Origin of the sequence: Rhodococcus sp. IEGM 1305 (genome assembly GCF_030058635.1) — a bacterium.
GTDB lineage: Bacteria > Actinomycetota > Actinomycetes > Mycobacteriales > Mycobacteriaceae > Rhodococcus_F > Rhodococcus_F opacus_D.
The window spans coordinates 1-21,561 of record NZ_JASHKX010000007.1; the positions used below are offsets into that span (position 1 = coordinate 1).

A 21,561-nucleotide genomic window follows, 5' to 3' on the forward strand; every position below is an offset into this window, starting at 1 on the left:
GGTCGGGGCGCCGCGGCACGCGGAGACCCCGACCCGGAAATTTGAAACAGCCCCCCGGCGGTTAACAAGTACTCACGGGCGGCGGAGTCGCACGAGGGAGTAACGTCGGGAACAGAACATGAATCCGACCTCGAGTGCGAAGGAATTCCGATGAATCTGGCCTTGACCGACGAGGAGCTGGCGTTCCGCGACGAGATGCGAACGTTCTTCACCACGCAGATTCCGGCGGAGATCCGCGAGCGGTATGCGCGTGGTGAAGAAGTGGGGAAGGAAGGGTTCATCGAGTCCCAGAGGATTCTGAACGCCAACGGGCTCGCGACGCCGCACTGGCCGGTCGAGTGGGGCGGCCGCGACTGGACTCCGGTGCAGAAGCACATCTGGCTCGACGAACTGCAGCTCGCGTCGGTACCCGAGCCGCTCGCGTTCAACACCAGCATGGTCGGCCCCGTCATCGCGGCCTTCGGTTCGCAGGAGCAGAAGGAGAAGTTCCTTCCTCCGACCGCCAACCTCGACATCTGGTGGTGCCAGGGATTCTCCGAACCCGAGGCAGGCTCCGACCTCGCGTCGCTGAAGACCCGCGCCGTCCGCGACGGCGACGACTACGTGATCAACGGCCAGAAGACGTGGACCACCCTCGCGCAGCACGCCGACTGGATCTTCGTCCTTGCCCGCACCAACCCGGACGCCCCCAAGAAGCAGGCCGGCATCTCGTTCATCCTCGTCGACATGAAGACGCCCGGCGTCACGGTGCGCCCGATCAAGCTGATCGACGGCGGCTACGAGGTCAACGAGATCTTCTTCGAGGACGTGCGCGTGCCGGCCGAGAACCTCGTGGGCGAGGAGAACCAGGGCTGGAGCTACGCCAAGTTCCTGCTCGGCAACGAGCGCACCGGTGTGACCCGGCTGGGATTTTCCAAAGTCCGTCTCGCGCAGGCGAAGGAACGCGCAGCCGAGATCTCGGTCGGCGAGGGGACGCTGCTCGACGATCCGCTGTTCGCCGCCCGGATCGCCGAACTGGAGAACGAGATCATCGCGCTCGAACTCACCCAGCTGCGGGTGGTGGCCAGTTCGGCCGACGGCAAGCCGAACCCGGCGTCGTCGCTGCTGAAGCTGCGCGGGTCCGAACTGCAGCAGGCCACACTCGAACTGCTGACCGACGTCGCGGGACCCGACTCCCTGCCCTTCGCCGCAGGTGACGGCATCGCCTCGCCGCTCTGGGCGCAGCGGACGACTCCGACGTATCTGAACTACCGCAAGGTTTCCATCTACAGCGGATCGAGCGAAGTGCAGCGCAGCATCATCGCCTCCTCGATCCTCGGATTGTGAGGGCGTGACATGGACTTCGAACTGACCGACGAACAGAAACTGCTGCGCGACACCACCCGCGAACTGCTGGGCCGCAGCTACGACGCGGAGAAGCGCAACGCCGTCACCGACACCGAGCAGGGGTGGAGCCCGCAGGTGTGGAAGCAACTCGCCGAGGTGGGACTGCTGGGCCTGAGCTTCGACGAGGAAGACGGCGGAATGGGCGCCGGACCGGTCGAGGTCGCGTCGGTGATGACCGAGATCGGCCGCCGCCTCGCGCCCGAACCCGTCCTCGACGCCGTGCTCGTCCCCGGCGGTCTGATCGCTGCGTCCGGCAGCACGGAGCAGCGTCGCCGGATTCTGCCGGACGTGTCCGAGGGCAATCTCCTGCTGGCCTTCGCCGATCGGGAACCGGGTGTGCGCTGGCCGTCCACCCAGGTGTCCACGACCGCGAAGAAGGACGGCGACGCGTGGACCCTCACTGGTACCAAGAACCCCGTTCCGCACGGCAGTAGCGCGAACACCCTGGTCGTCACGGCGGCACTCCCGGACGGTGGGGTCGGACTGTTCCTCGTCGACGCCGATGCCAGCGGCCTGACCCGCACCGCCTACGCGACCCACGACGGATTGCGGGCCGCGCAGGTGGAACTGTCGGACACCCCGGCGGAGCCTCTCGGTGCGGGCGGCGACGCATCGTCGGCGATCGAGAGCGCGCAGATCCGGGCGCAGGCGGCACTGTGTGCGGAGGCCGTCGGCGCGATGGAGGAAGCGCTGCGACTGACCACCGAGTACCTGAAGACCCGCAAGCAGTTCGGTGTCCCGATCGCGAAGTTCCAGACGCTCACGCACCGTGCGGCCGACATGTACGTGCTGCTGGAACTGGCTCGCAGCATGAGTCTCTACGCGACGATGTCGCTGGCCGACGGAGCCGCCGATCCGGTGGTCGCCTCCCGCGCCAAGCTGCAGATCGGCCGCTCCGCCCGCACGATCGGGCAGGAAGCGATCCAGATGCACGGCGGCATCGGCATGACGGCCGAGTATCCGGTCGGCCACTACGTGAGCCGGTTGACGGCCATCGAGCACACCCTCGGCGGGTCCGACGACCACCTGCGGGTGCTCGCGTCGGCGACCACCCAGGGGACCATCAGCATCATCTAGCCGCCCCCGTGAGTACTTATACCGCCCGCGGTTAATAAGTACTCACGGGTCCAGGTCTCGGATTGGTATCGGAAAGAGCGTTTACGACGTGTCGCACAGAGACTCCAGTGTGACGCGGCTAACGTTCTGCGCGCACACCAGAACTCACGGGGGATGTACGTAATCTCGGTGAAGGAGCATTGCCATGGGGTCCGGTCCAGTCAAAGCGATCATGTGGAGCCTGCTTTTCGTGGGACTCGTCGGTGCGGGAGTCGGGATCTCCGAACTGCACGTTCCCTGGACGGTCGCATCGCTGATCGTCGCCTCGGTCTCCGGACTGGTCCTGCTCAGGATCCGCGCCGACGCGCACCCCGAACTGCACAGCGACCGCCGGATGGCTGCCGGCTGACCCGCGGTCACTCCGTCTGAAGACCGTCCGCCCACCTGCCGATGTCGCCGCGTTCGAGTGCGAGCGCCAGCAGTTCCGGGAACTTGTCCGGGGTGCAGGCGAATGCGGGAATGCCGAGCACCCCGAGGGCCGCGGCGTTGTCGTGATCGAACGACGGGGCGCCGTCGTCGGACAGTGCCAGCAGAACAACCACCTGGACGCCCGCGTTCGTCATCGCCGCCATCCGCCGCAGCATCTCCGCGCGGATCCCGCCCTCGTACAGGTCCGAGATCAGCACGAACAGCGATTCGGTCGGTCTGTCGATCAGTGACTGGCTGTAGGCGATGGCCCGGTTGATGTCGGTGCCGCCGCCGAGTTGCGTGCCGAACAGCACGTCGACGGGATCGGACAGCTTGTCGGTGAGGTCGACGACCGCCGTGTCGAACACGACCAGCGACGTCTTCAGCGCGCGCATCGAGGCGAGGACCGCGCCGAACACGGACGCGTACACGACGCTCGACGCCATCGACCCGGACTGGTCGATGGCGAGGACGACGTCGCGGTGCACGGCCTGCGATCGGCGGCCGTATCCCAGCAGCCGCTCCGGCACCACCGTCTTGTACTCGGGGAGGTAGTGCGCGAGGTTGGCGCGGATCGTGCGATTCCAGTCGATGTCGCGGTACTTGGGGTTGGTGATGCGGGCCGACCGGTTCAGGGCACCGGTGACGGCGGTCCTGGTCTTCTGCGCGATCCGTTCCTCCACCTCCCGGACCACCTTCTCGACGACCATCCGGGCGGTGGCCTTGCTGGTCTCGGGCATCACCCGGTTCAGGCTCAGCAGCGTGCCGACGAGGTGGACGTCCGGTTCGACGGCGTCGAGCAGTTCGGGTTCGAGGAGCAGCTGGGTGAGGCCGAGCCGGTCGATGGCGTCCTTCTGCATCACCTGCACGACGCTGCTCGGGAAGTAGGTGCGGATGTCGCCGAGCCAGCGCGCGACCTTCGGCGCCGATCCGCCGAGACCCGCGCCGCGACGGCGGCTCTTCGTCCCTTCGCTGCTGGTGTCGTACAGGGCGGCCAGAGCGCCGTCCATCGCCGCGTCCGCCTTGGACGCGAGACCGCCGGTGGATTCCTCGGCGGCGTTGCCCAGCAGCAGCCGCCAGCGGCGTAGCCGCTCCGCGTCTTCGGTCACGACGTCACCCCCAGAATGTCCGCGACGGTCCGGATCGCGATCGTGCCCCGACGAGCGTCGACCTCGGCGCGGGCATCGGCGGTGGACCCGCCCTCCACGGACTGCCCGATCGCCCGGCGTTCCCCGGTTTCGAACCCGCCGAACGTGCGCCGCAGCAGTGGCAGTACGTCGACGAAGTCCTGCTCGCGCAGCCCCGACACCCATCCGTCGAGCAGTTGCAGCAGTTGCCGGTCGTGGACCAGCAGCAGCCCTCCGCCGCCGAGGAAGCCGTCGACCCACCCCGCCTTGGCGGAGGGATCGGCGCCGACGGACAGCGCCCGCGACAGTCGGGTGGCGGACTCGGTTTCGCTGACGGTGCCTGCGTCGCGGAGCAATCGGACCATGCGCCCGATCACGAGGCCGTTCACGTCGCTGCGGTCGACGAGGCCTGCGAGTGTGCCGAGCCACCGCGCCGACGCACGATCGTCGTCGCGCAGCATCACCGCCGCGTGGACGTCATCGACGGCGCGGCGCAGGTCGAGTGCGCTGTCGTCGTCCAGACCCGATATCGCGGTGGGCAGTCCGGCGCAGATGCGGACGAGCAGGCTGTCGGTGACGCGGGTGAGGGACGAGACGTCGGTGCCGCGGACGTCCCCGTATCGCAAGGTGCGGGTGAGCGCGGGCAGGGCATCCATCAGGTGCATCACGTCGTGGTCGAGTGTGGCCGCCGTCTCCAGCGCCCGCAGCAGTTCGGCCAGCGCATCGCCGAGATCCGACAGGAGGGCCTGCTCGAGCAGCCCGGTGAGCTGGGCGAGCGAGACGTCACCGGCCGACGCCTCCTCACGCACCTTCGCTGTCGCCGCGGCCTCGACGGTGGTGCCCCACAGCGACGCCTCGATGATCGACACCGCCAGTTCGGGTTTCCAGGTGAGGGACCACGTCTCACGGAATGTGCCGGTGCCGCGGATGTCACTGTCGGCCGGCGTGCCCCAGTCGACACCGAGGATCTGCAGGCGGTGCAGGAGCCGGGACCGCGCGACGTCGTTGTCTCGGCGCAGGTCGAGGTCGATGGTCTTCTCGGTGGCCTGCTGCTTGAGGCGCAGCGTCTTCGCCCGCGCCCGCAGGTCGGCGTCGAGGGGAACCGTCGGGGTGTTCTCCGGGACGGCGCCGAGTGCCTCGCCGACGACGAGTCGCCGTGTGATGAGGTCGAGCAGGACGTCGTCGCCGTCGCACATCACGGCGCGGGTGGCCTCGGTGACCTCGGAGAGACCGGCCAGCGGCCGCGCACGCATCGCCGCCAACGTGTCTGCGAGACGGACGGATTCGATGACATGCGCACTCGATACCGGAAGGTCCTCGTCCCGCAGCACCCGCGCGACCTTCGTGAGCCATCGGGTGATCGTGCGGTCCGGTGCGGTGAACAGGTGGTGATACCAACCGGGGGAGGTGATCCCGGCGCCGTATCCCGACGCCGCGGACAGTCGTGAATGCGTCCACGGCACCCACGTCAGCGAGGTCTTGATCTTGGGGATTCCCTTGAGGATTCGCGCGTCCGCGGTGGCCGGACCCAGAGGACCGGCGAGTGCCGGGGCGTGCCAGGCGCCGCACACCACCGCGATCCGCTGGGCGCCGCCCTTGATCACCTTCCGCAGCGTCTGGCGCATGTACGCCTCGCGCCTGCTGGTGGGCTCGTCGAGTTCGACGGTGTCCCGCAGAGCGGTCATGGCCTCGGTGATCGCGTCGAACGAGTCGGGACCCGAACCCGATTCGATGACGGCGTCCCACCAGCGTTCGGTGTCGTCGTAGCCCGCCGCAGCGGCCAACTGGGTCAGCGGATCCTCGGTACGGGGCTCGGCGTCGTCTGCGGCGAGGGTATTGGCGGCGGGAAGGTCGCAGAAGCGGACGTCGACGCCGCGCCCGGCCGCCCACGACAGCGCCTGCCACTCCGGGGAGAACACGGCGAACGGCCAGAACGCCGCCGTCCGGGGCTCCCCGGTGGCATACGCGAGCAGGGCCACCGGAGGTTCCATGGTGTCGGAGGCGGTCAACGCGACCAGCGGATCGGCGTCCGCGGGCCCTTCGATCAGGACGGCGTCGGGGACGAATTCGTCGAGCGCGCGCCGCACCGATCGTGCCGAACCGGGCCCGTGGTGGCGGATGCCGAAGACACGGACGTCGGAGTTCACCCGGTGACCTCGCGGCACGCCCGGTAGAAGTCGGCCCAGTCCTCCCGTTCGCGGACCACGGCCTCGAGGTATTCGATCCACACGACCTTGTCGGCCACCGGGTCCTTCAGCACGGACCCGAGAATGCCGGCGGCGACGTCGGACGGGCGGAGCACCCCGTCGCCGAAGTGCGCGGCGAGGGCGAGTCCGTTGGTGACGACGGAGATCGCCTCCGCCGTGGACAGCGTTCCGGACGGCGACTTCAGCTTGGTACGGCCGTCGCCGGTGACGCCCGACCGGAGTTCGCGGAACACGGTGACCACGCGCCGGATCTCGTCGACGGTCGCCGGAATCTCCGGCAGTTCCAGCGAGGACCCGAGTTGCTCGACGCGCCGCGCGACGATGGCGACTTCGTCCTCCTCGTCGGCGGGCAGCGGCAGGACCACCGTGTTGAACCGTCTGCGCAGAGCGGAGGACAGTTCGTTGACCCCGCGGTCGCGGTCGTTCGCGGTGGCGATCAGGTTGAAACCCTTGGCGGCCTGCACCTCGGTGCCCAGTTCGGGGATGGGCAGCGTCTTCTCCGACAGCACGGTGATGAGCGCGTCCTGCACATCGGCGGGAATGCGGGTGAGTTCCTCGACCCGTGCGATTCGCCCGCCCTGCATGGCCGTCATGACGGGGGACGGAACGAGTGCACCCGCTGTCGGGCCCTCGGCGAGAAGCCGCGCGTAGTTCCAGCCGTACCGGATGGCCTCCTCCGGCGTCCCCGACGTTCCCTGGACGAGCAGGGTCGACTCGCCGGAGACCGCCGCCGACAGGTGTTCGGACACCCACGTCTTGGCGGTGCCGGGGACGCCGAGCAGAAGCAGCGCGCGGTCGGTCGCGAGCGTCGCGACGGCCACTTCGATGAGTCGGCGGGGACCGACGTACTTGGGGGTGATGACGGTGCCGTCGTCGAGTTCGCCGCCGAGCAGGTACGTCACGACCGCCCACGGAGACAATTTCCACGACGGTGGCCGGGGCCGGGTGTCGTGCGCGGCGAGGGCGGCGAGTTCGTCGGCGTAGGCCTGCTCGGCGTGGGGTCGTAGCAGGTCGGCCTGGGCGGCCGCGATCTCGGTCACTCGAGCTCCTTCAGGACTGTTCTGCGGTGGTCGATGTTGGTGGCGACAGTGGCGAATGCCTGGTGCCAGCCGGGATCACGGGTGCGTTCGGCGGCTGCTCGGAGAAGCGGCGCCGCAGCGAACGGGAAATGCGTCTCGGCGCTGCGGAGGGTCGAGTAGTGGCTGTGCCGGGAGAACTGCCCCAGATCCTTGCCGGTCTCGGCGTGCCGCCCGGCGACGTCCTCGAGGCGAGCGATCACCCGCTCGGCCAGGTCGAGCGGCCAGGGGTGGGGCAGACCGTCGAACAGGGCGGCGCCGTCGACGCCCAGCAGGTAGGAGTCGGCGCGACCCGACAGGATGTATGCGAGGCGTTCGCGGGCGGGGACGATCGGCACGACGCGCCGTTCGGTTGTCCGTCCCTCCCGGTGTAGCAGAGCCGACGCCCAGCGCGGATTGCGCTGCAGCACGGTCGCGGTGGTCCACGCCTCCATCATCACCTCCCGCCACTGGTCTTCGATCCGAATCTCCAACGCGGTGGAGGCGGAGCCGATCATGCCTTCCCACACCGACAAGGGGGCGGCGGTGACCACCATCCGCAACCACCAGCTGCGGATTCCCTTGTTCTTGAAATGGACGTCCTCGATGCCGTCGCGACGGGCCGAATCGTCCAGGGAGCCGGGCATGTTCACCACGAGACGGGTGCGCAGCGGCTTCTTCTCCACGCGCACCCATGCCCGGGCGCGAGCGGCCATCCGCTCGGCGTATGCGGAGTTCGGCAGCTGGCGCAGCAACTGGACCGCCTGCTGGCGCACTTCTTTCCGCCGGTCGTCGAGTGCGTGCTCGAGCAATGCGGAGTCGGCATCACTCAGCCCCGTTCCCAGAACGGCGATGAACGCCGCCCGGTGCTCGCCCCGTTCGGAATCCCAGGTGCGGCTCAGTTCGGTCATCGCGATCGCCGGGTTCACCGCCCGCATCGCCGTGAGCCATTGCAGTCGTTCCTGGTGTGCGCCGTGCGTCCACACGTCGGTGCGATCGGATCGGCGGACCAGCATCGACCAGTCCGGGTTCTGCGCGGCGAGCCACTGGCCGCGGGGGCCCACCAGTCGGAGGATGCTCTCGCGGTGGGCGTCGTTGGTGCGGGCCACAGCCATCAGGTCGGCGACGAGATGATCCGGCGCGCGGTAATTCCGCTCGGCCACGACCGCGAACCACTCGGTGAGCGTCCACGACTTGGCTGCGAGCAACTGCATCAGGTGCGACGCGGACGCGGGCGGCAACTGCAGCCGCGGATCGTCCTCGGCGGGGGCGGGCAGCACGCGCGCGGAGGCGGCGACCCCGCCGTCGCGGTATGCGTTCTCGAGCGCGGCGGCGCCCAGCAGGGTCTCCGCCGGATCACCGCTGACCGCTTGCGTCAGTTCGCCGGTGGCCAGATCCTCGAACGAGGGGGTGGACCGTGCCGTGCCGAGCAGGGCGGCGGACAGGAGTTCGCTCATCGCCGGCTCCCCGCCGCCGCGGGCGAGGGCGTGCCGGGCCCGAGCGGGTACACGTCGCCGCGATCGAACACCGAGACGGGAACCAGCGATTCGCTGGTCCACTCCCCGAACACGGTGACGGGACGGCCGCCGGACATTCCGAGGAGCCGCCACAGGACCGGGTCTTCGCCGGACAGCGGCAGCGCGCGCCCCTCCGCGTCGACGAGAAACCAGTGCCCGTCGTCGATTGCCGGGGTGACGCCGGTGAGCAGCGCCGGCCACGAGCGGACCCACGGGTCGGCGCCGACCGCGGCGGCGAAGTGGTCGAGAGCGGTGTCGATGTCGCTCGGTGCGACGGTGGTGAATGGTTCGGGGGTCTCGTGGGCGTCGCCGAACTGGGCGCGCAGCGGCGCGGCGCCGGGGTAGAAGTGCACGGTGGCGTCGACGAGCGAACCGAGCGGCGGGACCACTGTCGAGAAGTTCGCGGAGCCGTGCGCGAAGTCCAGGAGGATGGCGCGGCGACCGTGGTTGCGGCCGATCAGCCACACCTTGCGGGTGAAGAGGCGCTTCTCCTCGGTGGTCTGCATTCCCAGGACCATCCACCGGTCACGGACTCCCGGCTCGCCGCGCACGCTGTCGGTTGCCACGGGGTACCCCACGTGCGAGCGCACCGACGCCTGCAGTGGTTCCGGTAGTTCGCTCAGACGGCGATGGGCGACGACGAGGAGGTGCAGCCTGGCGTACTCGCGGAGCAGCCGGTCCGGCCAGTCGGCGCGGGTGGCCACGACGATCGGCAGGCGACGCAGGGCGGACGCGACGCCGGGCGCCTGCGCGTCGACCATGCGGGCGGCGATGGCGTCGAACGCGGATGCCGAGATGTCGGCTGCGCCGAGCCCGCCGCGGATCTGGTCGGTGAGCCACAGGTCGAGTTCGTCGAGGCCCGCCGCCACCCGCTCGGTCCGGCGTTCGGTGGCCTTCGCACCGGCCGTCGTGGTGGCCGCAGCCGCCGGCGCGGCTGCCCGCCCCGCCCTGCGGCTCAGCCACTCCGCCGCGAACGGCGGCGGTTCGGATTGCTCCGGGACCCGGCCGTGCGACCAGATCAGCAACAATCCGAGCGTGTGTTTGCAGGGAAATTTCCGGCTCGGGCACGAGCAGTTGTACGCCGGCCCGGAGAGATCGACGACCGATCGATAGGGGCTCTTGCCGCTGCCCTGGCACAGTCCCCAGAGCGCGCCACCGTTGCTGCCCGTCTCCGACCACGCGGCCGACAGCTTTGCGGCGGCAGCGAGCGAGCCGGCATCGGGGGCGACCGATGCGACCTGTCCCTCCGACCAAGGCGACGTCACTCCGCCACCGTAGGGGAGTTGTCCGACAGGAAGGGAGGAGGGTGCTCGGAATTGTCGGCCAACTTCGGTGTGGACGTCGGTCTCCCGTGTCAAGCTGTCGTCAGGTACGACAGCGAGGGAGTGGGCCGGTGATCCACGGAAGGTATTTCGAGTTCAAGGGTCGTCCCGCCGTGCGGTTCCGGTGCACGTACCCGTTCCCCGTCCAGAGGCTGTGGGAGGCCGTGTCGGAGCCGGACGAGCTCGCGCACTGGTTTCCGTCACGGGTCCGCCTCGACACCTACGCCGGCGGCGACATCGAGTTCCTCCCGGAACCGCACAGCGACCCCGAGACGGGGACGGTCCTCGTCTACGGCGCCCCGTGCACGCTCGCGTTCACGTGGGGCGGGGACGAGATCCACTTCGAGGTCGAGCCGACCGCGGACGGGTGCGCCCTGACGCTCGTCAACGTTCTCGAGGTCCGCAACACGGCAGCCAGGAACGCCGCCGGGTGGAGTGTCTGCCTCGCCGACCTCGACCGGCACCTCGACGGCTCCGACGCGCCCGGTCACCGTGGAGATGCGTCCGCGGACTGGCGCCCGTTTTATCAGACCTATTTGGGGGAGGGGATGCCGTCGGGTGCGCAGATCCCCGGGGAGTCCGCCTGACCGTGGCCGGCGACGGTCCGGCGTCGAGGGCGTTCGAACAGGCTCTCCACGTCGGATGCCGGCTCGTCCGGCTCCTCGACCGCGATGTTCCCGCCGGTCCTCAGCCATCCGTTCCGCAGCGACGATGTCAACCAGTTGTCCAGCGCGGCTTGGGTTTCGAACTTCAGCACGATCACGCAGACATCGGAGGTGCTGCTCTCCTTCAGCCATCCTCCGCCGAGGAATCCGGGAAACAGCCGGGCCAGCCCGAGTCCGGTCTGGATCCAGTCGGCGAACTCCTCGTCGCAGCCGGGAAGGACCCGGCGGACGATGGTCGTCGTGACGGACGCATCCACCGGCCCGGCTGTTCCGGCGCCCTCGGCCGCGTGCTCCATCGTTTCCTACCTCGGTTCCGCTCACCCCCGTGACACGTGCCACCTCAAACTACCAGCGGTTACGACGTCACAGGTCGTAGAAGGGCGCGGCGTACCTGAACGTGCCGGTGATGCTCGGATTCCAGCGTGCGAGCCGGCGGACCTGGAAGTGGGACGACCACGAGGGCTGGTCCGGCTCGATCCCGACCGACGTTCCGGAGACGAAGCCGAACCGCGGGTAGTAGTCGAGGTGACCGAGCAGTGCCACCAGGGGTTCGTCCCTGGCGTCGGCGCCGCCGAGTGCGGCGTGCATCAGTGCCGAACCCACGCCGTCGCGCTGGAGGTCGGGGAGCACGCCGATCGGGCCGAGCGCGAGTACGTCCGTGGAGTCGACGGTCGCGCGGGTCAGGCACACGTGGCCGGCGACGGACCCGGCCAGTTCGGCGACGAGGGACAGCTGCGGAATCCACGCGTCGCCCGACCTCAATCGGGTCACGAGGCCGACCTCGAGGGGAGTGTCGCCGTCGAAGGCCTGCCGGTGCACCTCCGCCACCGCGGCGATATCGCCCGGATTCTCGCGTCTGATCAGCATGCGGACAGAGTGTATCGACGGGCCCGCGGCCGCAACGGATTTCTGACGGCGCCCGTTGTCCGGCCGGTAGCGGTGGACGGAAAGCGTTCTCCAATTGTGACCGTGTGACGATTCGGGCCGAATGAATTTCCGAACGATCGATAGCAGTATGGGCAGAACGTGAGTCGAGCGAAGGACAAAGGGAATCGGGGTGCGGGTGGTCGAGGCCAGAGTGGTCGGATACAGTTGCGGTGTGCAACACAACGAGGTCGAGCCGGAGGAAACGCCCGCGTCGGGCGTGGTGGCCGTCCATGACGAACTCGTCCGCCTCGTCCGTCAACTGGTTGCCGATGACCGTCCTCCCGTCGGATCCCCGACGTTCGCTCAACATTCGCTGCTCTCCTTCGTCGCCCGCAATCCGGGATGCCGGGCCACCCAGATCTCGGACGCATTCGGCGTGCACCGCTCCACCGTGTCGCGTCAACTCCGGGGCTGCATCGACGAGGGGTGGGTGCACGCCGAGCCGGGACCGCTCCGCAGCGGTCATCCGTTGAGCCTCACCGACGGCGGCGTCGCGGTGCTGGCCGGCGCCGACGCACGCCGCGTGGAGGAAGTCCGCGACCGGGTGGCCACGTGGTCGGACAGTGAAATCGCCGCGTTCGCCCGGCACCTCCGGAAATTCCGCCAGGGCGGCGACACAGACCACGACAGCATCGGAGACGACACCCGTGCGTGAGTACACCAGCGCCCCGACGTTCACCGTCTCCGACCACGAGAACGCCGTGCTGAGGGTGTTCGCGCACGCCGAGAGCCATCCGGATCGGGTGATGTACACACGTCCCGAGTCCGGTGGGTGGGTCGACGTGACGGCCAAGGACTTCGGCGCGCTCGTCATCGGGGTCGCGAAGGGTTTGATCGCCAACGGTGTCCAGCCCGGCGACCGTGTGGCACTGCTGTCGTCGACGAGATTCGAATGGTCGCTGCTCGACTACGCGATCTGGGCGGCCGGCGCCGCGTCCGTCCCGATCTACGACTCGTCCTCGCACGACCAGATCCGGTGGATCATCGAGGATTCAGGGGCGGTCGCCGCGCTCGTGGAGACTCCGGCCCACGCGTCGAGTTTCGAGGGTGACGGCATCCCCTACACGCTGAAGCGCATCCTCACCATCGACGAGGACGCGGTGGGCACGCTCATCAAGGACGGGTTGTCGATCGACGATTCCGAGGTGTTCAAACGGGTGGTGGCGCTGACCGCCAACGATCTCGCCTCGCTCGTGTACACGTCCGGGACCACGGGCCGTCCCAAGGGCTGCACCCTCACCCACCGGAACTTCCTGTCGGAGGTGCGGGCGTTGCTCGCGGCACCGATCGGTGACGTCGCCCGGCCCGGCAACCGCGTCCTGACGTTCCTTCCGCTGGCGCACGTGCTGGCGCGCGCGGTGTCGCTGGCGATGTTCGAGGCCGGCGCGACGCAGGCACACTGGTCCGACTTCGGCACGGTCACGGGCGAATTCGAACGTTTCCGGCCCAACACCATTCTCGGTGTACCCCGCGTGTTCGAGAAGGTGCGGGACGGTGCGGCGCGCAAGGCGGCGTCGGCGGGCGGCCTGCAGAAACGGATCTTCGACTTCGCCGAGACCACAGCGGTGGCGTACAGCGAGGCCCAGGACACGGGCGGTCCGTCGCTGCGACTCCGGCTCGAGCGTGCGCTCGCCGACAAACTCGTCTACGCGAAACTCCGTGCCGCCCTGGGCGGCGACTGCTGGTGGGCGATCTCCGGTGGCGGGGCCCTCATCCCGAGGCTCGGTCACTTCTTCCGCGGCATGGGAGTTCCGGTCTACGAGGGCTATGGTCTCACCGAATCGACTGCCGCGCACTGCGTGAACGTCCCCGGCGCTCAGAAGATCGGGACGGTCGGTCAGCCCCTGGACGGCAACAGCGTGCGCATCGCCGCAGACGGTGAGATCGAACTGCGCGGCGGCGTCGTGTTCGGCGGCTACTGGCGAAACGAACACGCCACCCGGGACGTGCTGGACGACGGCTGGTTCCGCACCGGCGATCTCGGCGACCTGGACGACGAGGGCTACCTCACCATCACCGGCCGCAAGAAGGATCTGCTGATCACCGCCGGCGGCAAGAATGTGTCGCCGGGGCCCCTCGAAGACCGGCTGCGCTCGCACACCCTCGTCTCGCAGGCGGTCGTGGTGGGCGACGGCCGCCCGTTCATCGGTGCCCTGCTGACGGTCGATCCGCAGGAATTCGACAAGTGGAAGTCCGCGCACGGCAAGCCGTCCGACGCTACGGTGGCGGACCTGCGCGACGACGAGGAGCTGCGCGGGGACCTGCAGGACGCGGTGGACGACGCGAACACCACCGTCTCGCACACGGAGTCGATCAAACGGTTCGTCGTCCTCGGCCGCGACCTCACGGAGGCCGACGGAGAGCTGACCGCCACCCTGAAGATCAAGCGTCCCGTGGTGACCGAGCGCTTCGCCGACGACATCGCGAGCCTGTACCGGCGGGGCTGACCCGTTACGGTGGCTGCATGACAACAGCTTTCGTTCTGTCGGGTGGGGCGAGCCTCGGTGCCATCGAGGTCGGCATGTTGCAGACCCTGATCGGCAGGGGAATTCGGCCGGACCTCATCGTCGGCACGTCCGTCGGCGCGCTCAACGGTGCCTGGCTCGCCGGCGGCTCCTCCGACGCAGATCTGCGTGCACTCGCCGACCTGTGGCGTGGTCTCACCCGCAGTGCGGTGTTCCCCACCGGATTGCTCACCGGATTCACCGGTTTCGTCGGCCTCCGGAACCATCTGGTGTCCAACCGCGCCATCCGGAGGCTGCTGGAGCAGAATCTGCGGTTCGAACGGATGGAGGACGCGCCGATCCCGCTGCACGTCATCGCCGCCGACGTGCTGACCGGCAAGGACGTCCGGCTGTCCACGGGGCCGGCCGTCGACGCCGTCACCGCCAGCGCGGCGCTGCCCGGCATCCTCCCACCCGTGGTGATCGACGGCCGGGCGCTGATGGACGGCGGGGTCGTCAACAACACGCCCATCTCCCATGCAATCGAATTGGGGGCCACGACCGTGTGGGTACTCCCGACCGGATATGCGTGCACCCTCTCGAAGGTCCCCGGAAGTGCCCTGGGCATGGGTTTGCTCGGTGTGACCCTCGCGATCAATCAGCGGCTCGCCCTCGACATCGAACGGTACGAGAGTGCCGCCGACATCCGGGTGGTGCCCCCGCTGTGCCCACTGGACACGAGTCCCGCCGACTTCGGCGACGCCGACGAGCTGATCACGCGGGCACGGGAGCAGACCGCGAAGTGGCTCGACGAGGCGCGGGTCGTCCAGGTCGGTCAGGCCGATCTGCTGTTGCCGCACGTGCACGGATAACCGTCAGCGGCATCCCGCGGCCGCAGGCACCCCGGCCAGTCGCTCGTCGATCCAGCGCACCACCTCGGGCAGCGCGAACACGGCCGCGGTGAGGTGCTCGCCGAACTGCGGGGCGTAGGTGACGTCGCCGCCACCGCGGCACCACTCCTGCTGCAGCGCGATCACCCCCTCCTCCGGAATCCATTCGTCGCCGAGGAACACCCGCGACGACCCGTGATACAGCAGCACCGGCGTGGCCGGGGTGAGCGCGCCCATCCTGTTTTCGGCGACCACCGTTCGGGCCGTGGGATTGCCGAACGGGTCGGGTACGGCCGCGAACAGTTCGGCGGGAAGCAACGCGATCCCGGCGGGTGCGAGGGCCAGGATGCACTGGTCCTTCAGTGGGGACGTCGCCAGCAGCACGCCGAGCGGATTCGCCAGTGTCAGCATTTCCGGATACTCGCGGGCGAGCCCGAGGACGGCGGACAGGTACAGACCCGAACCGAGCTGGCCGTTCATCGTCCTGCGCAGCAAACCGAAATCGGCGGGGATGCCGCCCGCGGCGGCGCCGGCGAGTTCGACGTCCGGCGCGTACGACGGTTGCAGTTGCGCCGCCCAGCCGGTGGCGATCGCACCACCGCTGTAACCCGTCGCGACGACCGGACTGTCCGAGAGCCCGAGACCGGGCAGACGCTTCATGCCGCGGATGCTGTCGAGCACGGCATGACCCGCCATTCGTCCCGCGCTGTACGCCATCCGCGGTCCCTCGTGGTCGGGCACGAGCACCGCGTAGTTCTTCGCGAGGAACAGCGACAGCACCGGTGGGATGTCCAGGTCCAGGGTCTGCCAGTCGTGCACCATCTTGTAGGACGGGGTGCACCGGGCGCCCAGGGAGTCGATGGGCATGTTGTAGGCGACCACCGGTCTCGGTTCCGGCGCCGTCCACGCCGCGGTCGGCACCAGGACCGTCGCGGTCACCGGCACGGGACGGTCCTTGGAATCGTTGGAACGCACCATGATCTGGTGAGCCCGGTGCGGCACCAGCGTGTTCGGGAACGCCCGGAGCGTCACTTCCCGCGAGCGGATGATCTCACCGGCGTCGAACTCCGCGACGTTCGGCGGCCACGCGAAGAAGTCGTCGTCCGGAATGGGGGACGGGAGAATGGATTCGGTGCCCAGGGGCTGGGCGGACACACGTGGGGGATGGGCGCAGACGAACGCGGCCGCGCAGGTGGAGAGTGTCATCAGGACCACTGCACGAAACAGCTTCATCGCTACCACCGCCTGAGGTAACTGTCCCAGAATGTAACTGTAACTCCAGTCACATCATCGCAGATCGACACGGGTACAGCGGTGGTTTGTTTTCGTCGCGGGGTGGTTACTGTGTGTGCATGGCGGTCACCGTGGAGCGGGCAGTACTCGAGCAGGCTGAAGACATCGTTCAGATGCACTGGGACGCTGAGGATTGGATCCTGGCCAGGGAACTCGACGCACCCGCCCGGGGTGAGGTGTCGCTCGCCGACGTTCGTGAACAGATCGAGTTCGGGGAATGGCGTGTCGCGCTGTTCGCGGGCATCGTGGTGGGCGCGCTGCGGGTGCTGCGGTCCGACCCCGACGTGTGGACCGAGGACGACATACCGGCCGCCTACGTGGCCCGGGTCATGACAGACCGCCGGCACGCCAGCGCGGGACTCGGCGCCCAGTTGCTCCGGTGGGTCGACGAGCACGCCCGCTCCGAGGACGCGTCCGTCGTCCGGCTCGAGTGCGTCGAAACCAACGCCCGGCTACGCGACTACTACGAGGAGCAGGGATTCTTCCTGGTGGGTCGCAGGGACTTCGACGTGGAATGGCCGAGCGTCGTGCTCATGGAGAAATCCCTGCGCTGACCGTTCACAGCGGGTCGAGGATACGGTGCAGGAACTGGCGCAGTCTCGGCCCGGTCGGGTTGGCGAGTACGTCTCTCGGTGTGCCGCGTTCGAGTACGACACCGTTGTCGACGAACAACACCTGATCGGCCACCTGCTGCGCGAACCGGATCTCATGGGTGACGATCACCATCGTCCAGCCCTCGGTCGCGAGATCCCGGATCACCCGCAACACCTCGCCGACCAGTTCGGGGTCGAGTGCGGACGTGGGCTCGTCGAACAACATCAGTTTCGGTTTCAGCGCGAGCGCCCGGGCGATACCGACCCTCTGCTGCTGACCACCCGACAGCTGATACGGGTACTGGTCCGCCTTCTCCGCCAGGCCGACCTGGGTGAGCAACCGCATCGCGTCCGCGCGCGCCTCGTCCTTGGGGCGTTTCTGCACCACGATCGGCCCCTCGGTGACGTTCTGGACCACCGTCTTGTGCGGAAACAGGTTGTGGGCCTGGAACACCATGCCACTCTGCCCGCGGAACGTGGCCAGCGTCGACCGGTCCACCTTGGCGCCGAAGTCCACGGACACGTCGCCGATGGAGATCGTCCCGCGGTCCGCCACGTCCAGAGCGTTGAGGGTGCGCAACACCGTCGTCTTGCCGGACCCCGACGGCCCGATGATGACGGTCACCGTTCCGGCCCCCACGTCGAAGCTGATGTCGCGCAGGACGTGATGCTCGCCGAACGACTTCTCGACGCCGGATACCTGAAGCAGGGGAGGGGTGTCGGTCATTTGGCCACATACCTGTCGAGTCGGGCTTCGAGCCGGCCCTGGACGGCCGACAGGAAGATGCAGATCACCCAGTAGTACAGGGCGGCGACGCTGTAGAGGGCGAAGAAGTCGAACGTCGGTGCGGCGGCGAGCTGGGCGACGCGCAGCAGTTCGGTCACCAGGATCGTCGATGCCAGCGAGGTGTCCTTCACCAGCGAGATCAATGTGTTGGACAGCGGCGGCACCGCGACCCGTGCGGCCTGCGGCAGCACGATCCGCTGCAGTGTGGTGGTGTACCCCATCCCGATGGTCTGCGCGGCTTCCCACTGGCCCTTGGGGATCGACAGGATCGCCGACCGGATCACCTCGGCGGCGTACCCGCCGACGTTGAGGCTGAACGCGATCACGGCCGCCGGGAAGGGGTCGAGAACCACGCCGAACTGGGGCAGCGCGTAGAACACGATGAACAGCTGCACCAGGAGAGGCGTGCCGCGGATGATGGACACGTAGAAGCGGGCGATCACCGACAGCGGTCTGATCGACGAGATCCGGGCGAGCGCCACCAGCAACGCGATGACGAGCCCGATGGTGAAGCTGATGATCGTCAGCGGAATCGTCATGGTGACCGTGGCCTTCAGCATCGGCCACAGGTTGTCCAGGATCAGCTGGACTGTTGCGTCGTCCACAGGCAGGCTCTCAGTTGGTCGGTGCCGAGACGTCGGTGCCGAAGTACTTCTGCGAGATCTGGGCGAGCGTTCCGTCGGCGCGTAGTTCGTCCAGGGCCTTGTCGATGTCGGGCATCAGACCGCTGTCCTTGCGGGCCGCGAACGCCTGCTCGCTCGTGTCACCGGTTTCGGCAGCCACTTTCACACCGGTGTCGTTCGTCTGCTTCTGGTATTCGGCGACGGCCAGATTGTCGTTGACGGTGGCGTCGACGCGACCGTCCTTGAGCAGGGTGATGGCCTGCACGAACCCCTCGACGGATTCGACGTTCGCGCCCGCTTCCCTGGCGACCTGCGCCCAGTTGCTCGTCGCGGACTGCGCCGTCGTCTTGCCGTTCAGGTCGGCGAGCGAGGTGATCGAGTTGTCGTCGGCGCGGGTGACGATCACACCCTCGGAGTAGGTGTACGGCGTCGACAGGTCGTACTTCTGGGTGCGTTCGTCGTTGACGGTCACCTGGTTGGCGACGAGGTCGTAGCGTTTCGCTTCGAGGCCCGCGAAGATCGAGTCCCACGGTGTCTGCGTGAACTCGACGGAGACGCCGAGTTTGTCACCGACCGCGCGGATGACATCCACGTCGTACCCGGTGAGCTGACCGTCGGGGCCCTGGTAGCTGAACGGTGTGTACGTGCCCTCGGTGCCGACTTTCAGTACCCCGGCCTCGCGAACCTGGTCGATGACCGGCCCCGAGTCGGAGTTCCCACACCCCGCCATCGACAGCGCGGTCAGGACGGTGATCAGGACGGCCGGAAGTGTGCGTCGCACGGGGTTCCTCCTCTGTCGGCGGATCAGCTAACCGTACTGGTCGAACGCTACCCGGATAGGATCTTCCGAGTCCCCTCAGGAAGAAGGATTGTCTCGCCGTGCCCTCTCTCGCTCTCCGACGGCCGGTGTGGCTGCATCCGACGGTGTTTCGTATCGAGTCGTTGTCCGCGCTCGTCGTGGCGATGGCCCTCATCCCGGAGGCGTTGTCGTTCTCCATCATCGTGGGGGTCGATCCGCGGGTGGGCTTGTTCACCGCCGCGATCATGGCGATGACCATCGCGTTCACCGGTGGCCGTCCCGCGATGATCTCCGCGGCCACCGGTTCGGTGTCGCTGGTGCTGGCCCCGCTCATGGCGTCACACGGTTTGCAGTACCTCATTGCGGCCGTCTTCCTCGGCGGTGCGATGCAGATCCTCCTCGCCCTCCTCGGGGTGGCGCGGCTCATGCGGTTCCTGCCTCGCAGCGTGATGGTGGGGTTCTGCAACGCGCTGGGAATCCTCATCTTCGTGCACCAGTTCCCGTATCTGACGGATGTGCCGTGGGCGGTGTACGCGCTGCTCGCCGCCGGGCTGGCGCTGCTCGTGTGGATCCCGAAGCTGACCACGGCGGTGCCCGCCCCGCTGCTGGTGATCGTCGGTCTCACCGCGTTCACCGTCCTCGCCGGTGTCGCGGTGCCCACCGTCGGAGACCAGGGTGAACTGCCCGACGGGCTGCCGACTCTGATCGGGCTGCCGGACGTTCCTCTCACGGCCGACACCCTGCAGATCATCGCGCCGTTCGCGCTGGCGATGGCCGTCGTCGGACTGCTCGAATCGTTGATGAGCGCCAAACTCGTGGACTCCGTCACCGATACGCACTCGGACAAGACGCGGGAGTCGTGGGGCCAGGGCGTCGCGAACATCGTGACCGGACTCTTCGGCGGCATGGGCGGGTGCGCACTGATCGGGCAGACCATCATCAACGTCAAGACCGGTGGCGCGCGAACCCGGTTGTCGACGTTTCTGTCCGGTGCATTTCTGCTGATTCTCGTGGTCGGGCTCGGCGACGTGGTGGGGACCATTCCGATGGCGGCGCTCGTCGCCGTGATGGTGCTGGTGGCCGCCACGACCTTCGACTGGCACAGCGTCCGCACGCTCCGGCGGATGCCGCTGAGCGAGACGATGGTGATGCTCAGCACCGTGGCGGGCACCCTCGCCACCGACAACCTCGCGATCGGTGTGGGTGTCGGCGTGCTGGTGGCGATGGTTCTGTTCGCGCGCCGGGTGGCCCACATGGTGGACGTGCGCGGCGAACTCGACGGCGACGTGAAGACGTACCGGGTGAGCGGTCAACTCTTCTTCGCCTCGTCCAACGACCTCGTGTTCTCGTTCGACTACGCCGACGACCCCGGCCGCGTCGTGATCGATCTGTCGGGCGCCACCATCTGGGACGCGTCCACCGTGGCCGCGCTCGACGGCATCACCACCAAGTACGCGAGCCGCGGCACCGACGTCACCGTGGAGGGCCTGAACCCGGTCAGCGAGGAGCGGTACCGCAGGCTGACCGGCCGGCTGGGCGACTAACCCGCGGTTTCCCGCAGGTACGCGAGGTCCTCGGCCAGCCCCTCCGACGGCGTCTCGAGGACGACCGGCGCATCGACGGTGCGCACGACCTCGGCGAGCAGTTCGGCGTCGATGGTTCCGTCGGCGAGGTTGGCGTGCCGGTCGCGGGCCGAGTTGAACTCGTCGCGGGAGTTGTTGAGGTGCACCAGGTCGATGCGTCCGGTGATGGCCTTGATGCGTTCGACGACACCGACCAGTTCCTCGCCGCCCGCCCACGCGTGACAGGTGTCGAGGCAGAATCCGGCGCCGAAATCGCCGACCTCCTGCCACAGCCGGTCGATGGCGTCGAAGTGCCGTGCCATCGCGAAGTCGCCGCCCGCCGTGTTCTCGATCAGGATGGGGACCGGGAATCCGCCCTTGTCGGCCTGGCGTTCGAAGAGTTTGCGCCAGTTGACGATCCCTGCGTTCACGTCCTCGCCGTCGCGGACGTGCCCGCCGTGGACCACCAGCCCGAACGCGCCGATGTCGGCGGCGGCCTGCGCCTGCTGCGCGACGGCGTTGCGGGACGGCATGCGGAGTCGATTGTTGAGGCTGGCCACGTTGATCACGTACGACGAGTGCACGACGACGTCGATGGGACTGTTCCGGATCTCGTCGGTCCGCGGATGCGTCGGCGGTTTGTCCCACTTCTGCGGGTCCGTGAGGAACATCTGGATGACGTCGGCGCCGAGCCGTTCGCCGTATCCGATCGGATCTTCGTCCTGGCGGACGTGTGCTCCTATGCGCATGTATCCAGGGTAGGGGGTGGGTGTGACGAGGTGCCTTGTGCTTGTGATCGCATGCTTAAAGCCGGAGGGCATTCATTTTGCGTTCTTCTCG

At 68.2% G+C, this 21,561-nt stretch carries 21 protein-coding genes; 9 read left to right on the forward strand and 12 right to left on the reverse strand.

The window, feature by feature from the left end:
* The first annotated feature begins 150 nt into the window (after positions 1 to 150).
* From QM693_RS13810 to QM693_RS13820, 3 genes are all read left to right on the forward strand, one after another.
* Positions 151 to 1,326 (forward strand): acyl-CoA dehydrogenase family protein, encoded by a 1,176-nt coding sequence (locus QM693_RS13810; protein WP_280779966.1) that lies wholly within the window; start codon positions 151 to 153, stop codon positions 1,324 to 1,326.
* A 9-nt stretch (positions 1,327 to 1,335) separates the two neighbouring features.
* Positions 1,336 to 2,463: an acyl-CoA dehydrogenase family protein gene (locus QM693_RS13815; RefSeq protein WP_283352606.1), complete on the forward strand. Its 1,128-nt coding sequence runs from the start codon at positions 1,336 to 1,338 to the stop codon at positions 2,461 to 2,463.
* 184 nt (positions 2,464 to 2,647) lie between these two features.
* Positions 2,648 to 2,851 carry a hypothetical protein gene (locus QM693_RS13820; protein ID WP_005252231.1) on the forward strand — a complete coding sequence of 68 codons (204 nt, stop codon included), beginning with the start codon at positions 2,648 to 2,650 and terminating at the stop codon, positions 2,849 to 2,851.
* A gap of 7 nt (positions 2,852 to 2,858) precedes the next feature.
* Here the strand turns inward: QM693_RS13820 and QM693_RS13825 are convergent, their stop codons facing one another.
* The 5 genes from QM693_RS13825 to QM693_RS13845 are packed head-to-tail and all read right to left on the reverse strand — an operon-like array spanning position 2,859 to position 10,081.
* On the reverse strand, positions 2,859 to 4,019 hold the full coding sequence (locus QM693_RS13825; protein ID WP_283352607.1) for a VWA domain-containing protein: 1,161 nt from the start codon (positions 4,017 to 4,019) through the stop codon (positions 2,859 to 2,861).
* Entirely contained in the window at positions 4,016 to 6,184 is a 2,169-nt protein-coding gene (locus QM693_RS13830; protein WP_283352608.1) for a DUF5682 family protein, read from the reverse strand. The genes QM693_RS13825 and QM693_RS13830 overlap by 4 nt, the downstream gene beginning before the upstream one ends.
* Positions 6,181 to 7,284 (reverse strand): ATP-binding protein, encoded by a 1,104-nt coding sequence (locus QM693_RS13835; protein WP_283331094.1) that lies wholly within the window; start codon positions 7,282 to 7,284, stop codon positions 6,181 to 6,183. Before QM693_RS13835 ends, QM693_RS13830 begins: the two co-directional genes overlap by 4 nt.
* Complete coding sequence (locus QM693_RS13840; protein ID WP_283352609.1) at positions 7,281 to 8,756, reverse strand: DUF5691 domain-containing protein; 1,476 nt, start codon at positions 8,754 to 8,756, stop codon at positions 7,281 to 7,283. The genes QM693_RS13835 and QM693_RS13840 overlap by 4 nt, the downstream gene beginning before the upstream one ends.
* Entirely contained in the window at positions 8,753 to 10,081 is a 1,329-nt protein-coding gene (locus QM693_RS13845) for an SWIM zinc finger family protein (protein WP_283352610.1), read from the reverse strand. Before QM693_RS13845 ends, QM693_RS13840 begins: the two co-directional genes overlap by 4 nt.
* A gap of 128 nt (positions 10,082 to 10,209) precedes the next feature.
* Here QM693_RS13845 and QM693_RS13850 point away from each other — a divergent pair, with 128 nt between their 5' ends.
* Complete coding sequence (locus QM693_RS13850; RefSeq protein WP_280779973.1) at positions 10,210 to 10,725, forward strand: SRPBCC family protein; 516 nt, start codon at positions 10,210 to 10,212, stop codon at positions 10,723 to 10,725.
* On the opposite strand, the gene QM693_RS13855 is transcribed toward QM693_RS13850, so the two are convergent.
* Complete coding sequence (locus QM693_RS13855; protein ID WP_280779974.1) at positions 10,671 to 11,099, reverse strand: antibiotic biosynthesis monooxygenase; 429 nt, start codon at positions 11,097 to 11,099, stop codon at positions 10,671 to 10,673. The genes QM693_RS13850 and QM693_RS13855 overlap by 55 nt on opposite strands.
* 67 nt (positions 11,100 to 11,166) lie before the next feature.
* The gene (locus QM693_RS13860; protein ID WP_283352611.1) at positions 11,167 to 11,670 is read right to left on the reverse strand and encodes a GNAT family N-acetyltransferase; all 504 of its coding nucleotides are present in this window, start codon (positions 11,668 to 11,670) and stop codon (positions 11,167 to 11,169) included.
* Between the two features lie 190 nt (positions 11,671 to 11,860).
* Between QM693_RS13860 and QM693_RS13865 the strand changes: the two genes are divergently transcribed.
* Genes QM693_RS13865 through QM693_RS13875 form a run of 3 tightly spaced genes read left to right on the forward strand, consistent with a single transcriptional unit; the run spans position 11,861 to position 15,046 of the window.
* Complete coding sequence (locus QM693_RS13865; RefSeq protein WP_105418891.1) at positions 11,861 to 12,385, forward strand: MarR family winged helix-turn-helix transcriptional regulator; 525 nt, start codon at positions 11,861 to 11,863, stop codon at positions 12,383 to 12,385.
* A complete protein-coding gene (locus QM693_RS13870) occupies positions 12,378 to 14,177 on the forward strand; it encodes an AMP-dependent synthetase/ligase (protein WP_283331099.1) in 1,800 nt (599 codons plus the stop codon). Before QM693_RS13865 ends, QM693_RS13870 begins: the two co-directional genes overlap by 8 nt.
* 17 nt (positions 14,178 to 14,194) lie before the next feature.
* Positions 14,195 to 15,046: a patatin-like phospholipase family protein gene (locus QM693_RS13875; protein ID WP_283331100.1), complete on the forward strand. Its 852-nt coding sequence runs from the start codon at positions 14,195 to 14,197 to the stop codon at positions 15,044 to 15,046.
* A gap of 3 nt (positions 15,047 to 15,049) precedes the next feature.
* Here the strand turns inward: QM693_RS13875 and QM693_RS13880 are convergent, their stop codons facing one another.
* Positions 15,050 to 16,297 carry a lipase family protein gene (locus tag QM693_RS13880; RefSeq protein WP_283352612.1) on the reverse strand — a complete coding sequence of 416 codons (1,248 nt, stop codon included), beginning with the start codon at positions 16,295 to 16,297 and terminating at the stop codon, positions 15,050 to 15,052.
* A gap of 119 nt (positions 16,298 to 16,416) precedes the next feature.
* On the opposite strand from QM693_RS13880, the gene QM693_RS13885 reads away from it, so the two are divergent.
* Positions 16,417 to 16,911 carry a GNAT family N-acetyltransferase gene (locus QM693_RS13885; protein ID WP_061044573.1) on the forward strand — a complete coding sequence of 165 codons (495 nt, stop codon included), beginning with the start codon at positions 16,417 to 16,419 and terminating at the stop codon, positions 16,909 to 16,911.
* 4 nt (positions 16,912 to 16,915) lie between these two features.
* Here the strand turns inward: QM693_RS13885 and QM693_RS13890 are convergent, their stop codons facing one another.
* From QM693_RS13890 to QM693_RS13900, 3 genes are read right to left on the reverse strand one after another with little or no spacing between them, the layout of a single operon-like run.
* Positions 16,916 to 17,677 (reverse strand): amino acid ABC transporter ATP-binding protein, encoded by a 762-nt coding sequence (locus tag QM693_RS13890; protein WP_283331103.1) that lies wholly within the window; start codon positions 17,675 to 17,677, stop codon positions 16,916 to 16,918.
* On the reverse strand, positions 17,674 to 18,342 hold the full coding sequence (locus tag QM693_RS13895; protein WP_009474599.1) for an amino acid ABC transporter permease: 669 nt from the start codon (positions 18,340 to 18,342) through the stop codon (positions 17,674 to 17,676). Before QM693_RS13895 ends, QM693_RS13890 begins: the two co-directional genes overlap by 4 nt.
* A 10-nt stretch (positions 18,343 to 18,352) precedes the next feature.
* Entirely contained in the window at positions 18,353 to 19,141 is a 789-nt protein-coding gene (locus QM693_RS13900; RefSeq protein WP_283352613.1) for an amino acid ABC transporter substrate-binding protein, read from the reverse strand.
* Between the two features lie 98 nt (positions 19,142 to 19,239).
* On the opposite strand from QM693_RS13900, the gene QM693_RS13905 reads away from it, so the two are divergent.
* Entirely contained in the window at positions 19,240 to 20,703 is a 1,464-nt protein-coding gene (locus QM693_RS13905) for a SulP family inorganic anion transporter (RefSeq protein ID WP_283331105.1), read from the forward strand.
* On the opposite strand, the gene QM693_RS13910 is transcribed toward QM693_RS13905, so the two are convergent.
* Positions 20,700 to 21,470 (reverse strand): deoxyribonuclease IV, encoded by a 771-nt coding sequence (locus QM693_RS13910; protein ID WP_283331106.1) that lies wholly within the window; start codon positions 21,468 to 21,470, stop codon positions 20,700 to 20,702. The genes QM693_RS13905 and QM693_RS13910 overlap by 4 nt on opposite strands.
* Positions 21,471 to 21,561: the final 91 nt, after the last annotated feature.